Annotated in this window: 3 protein-coding genes; all 3 read left to right on the top strand. The window is 64.8% G+C overall.

Annotation, left to right across the window (positions count from 1 at the left end; all coding sequences use genetic code 11):
• The coding region (nusA, locus tag AC5RWT_RS37100; RefSeq protein WP_494084571.1) for a transcription termination factor NusA at positions 1–971 on the top strand (971 nt) is incomplete at its 5' end.
• 77 nt (positions 972–1,048) lie between these two features.
• Positions 1,049–1,423: a YlxR family protein gene (locus tag AC5RWT_RS37095; protein ID WP_494084570.1), complete on the top strand. Its 375-nt coding sequence runs from the start codon at positions 1,049–1,051 to the stop codon at positions 1,421–1,423.
• A 143-nt stretch (positions 1,424–1,566) separates the two neighbouring features.
• Positions 1,567–1,733 (top strand): translation initiation factor IF-2 N-terminal domain-containing protein (locus tag AC5RWT_RS37090; RefSeq protein ID WP_494084572.1); only part of this gene is annotated, 167 nt, incomplete at its 3' end.

The following is a 1,733-nucleotide window of genomic DNA, read 5'->3' as shown; positions in this document are numbered from 1 at the left end:
TGAGCGCCCTGCGGCTGCTTGAGCGCGAACGCGAAATTCCGCTGGACCTGCTGATCCCCACGATCGAGCAGGCCCTGCTGGTGGCCTATCACAAGTCTCCCGGTTCCATCGACCAGGCCCGGGCCGAGCTGGACCGCAAGAGCGGACACGTCACCATCTGGGCCGCCGAGATGGACGACGACGGCACCGTGATCGGCGAGTTCGACGACACGCCGAGTGGGTTCGGCCGGATCGCGGCGAGCACCGCCCGCCAGATTATCCTGCAGCGGCTGCGCGACGCGGAGGACGACAACGTCCTGGGCGCCTTTCGCGGCAAAGAGGGGGAGCTGGTCTCCGGCTTGATCCAGCAGGGCCACAACCCCCACATGGTCCAGGTGGATCTGGGCACCGTGGAAGCACTGTTGCCTCCGCCCGAACAGGTGCCGGGGGAGAGCTACCTTCACGGCACGCGCTTGCGCGCGTATGTGGTGGATGTCCACCGGGGCATGAAGGGCCCGTCGATTACGCTCTCCCGGTCCCACCCCGGCCTGGTGCGCAAGCTCTTCGAACTGGAAGTACCCGAGATCGCGGACAAGAGCGTTGAAATCGTTGCCCTCGCCCGCGAGGCCGGCCACCGGACCAAGATCGCAGTCAAGGCCAATGTGCCCGGACTGAACGCCAAGGGCGCCTGCATCGGCGAGATGGGTTCCCGGGTGCGCGCGGTCATGACGGAGTTGCACGACGAGAAGATCGACATTGTCGACTTCAGCGAGGATCCGGCGACGTTCATCGCCAGTGCCCTGTCCCCGTCGCGGGTCAGTTCGGTGACCATTACGGATGCGGAAACCCGTTCTGCCCGCGTGGTGGTGCCCGACTACCAGCTCTCGCTGGCGATCGGCAAGGAGGGGCAGAACGCCCGGCTGGCGGCGAAACTGACGGGCTGGCGGATCGACATTGTGTCCGACGCTGCCACCGCCGAACGGCGTCAGTAAAACCGAAGATCAACCCAGGCCTCGCGCCTGAAACACGCCCGGTTCGTTGGCCGGGCACTGGAAGCGGTAGAATAGCCATGGCCGGGTTTCCCGACAGTCAAAAGCCCGTGCAGGGGCACGCCCAAGCGGCTACGCAGCCGCAGCGGACCTGCATAGGCTGCCGGCGCCGGGAAGACCAGGCCGTTCTGCTGCGGCTGGCAGTCGAGGAGATCGGCGGTGTCCCCACCGTCGTCGTCGATCCGGCCCGCCGCAGACCCGGACGCGGTGCCTGGATGCACAGCGATCCGGAATGCATGGAGTTGGCAATCAAGCGGCGTGCCTTCGGCAGGGCCTTTCGGGCCCATGTCGACAGCAGTGCTGTTGCGCACCAGCTCCGTGCTTACGACGAGGCAGCCAGCGTGGCCGGCCCCGTCAACCCAACCGTCCAACCTGAAAGCGGGTCAGAAAACTGATGGAAACCCGATGAGTGCCAAGTGATGAGTACTTCATTGTGCTCTGCCCGCGGCCTTTCAGCCCTTTCTGCTGAAAGCCGCAGCAAGAAATAGACGGTTCGTACCCGGCAGACCTGCCTCGTGCGGACCGAGACAGGAGAAATGTGGCCAAGGTCCGCGTACACGAGCTGGCAAAAGAGCTCGGTATTACCTCGAAAGATGCAGTATCCAAACTGCAGGAGTTGGGCGAATTCGTCCGCTCCGCCTCATCGACTATTGAGGCACCCGTCGTGAGAAAGCTTCGCGACGCCTTCCCTGCCGCCGCCCCCAA

The organism is Arthrobacter sp. Dra40 (genome assembly GCF_059091905.1).
The sequence above is the reverse complement of the archived record's forward strand: the minus strand, read 5'-3'. Positions and strand labels throughout refer to the sequence as shown.

Bases quoted from the DNA above. Each gene is read 5' to 3' on its own strand.
- AC5RWT_RS37095 (WP_494084570.1), top strand. From the start codon at position 1,049: ATGGCCGGGTTTCCCGACAGTCAAAAGCCCGTGCAGGGGCACGCCCAA.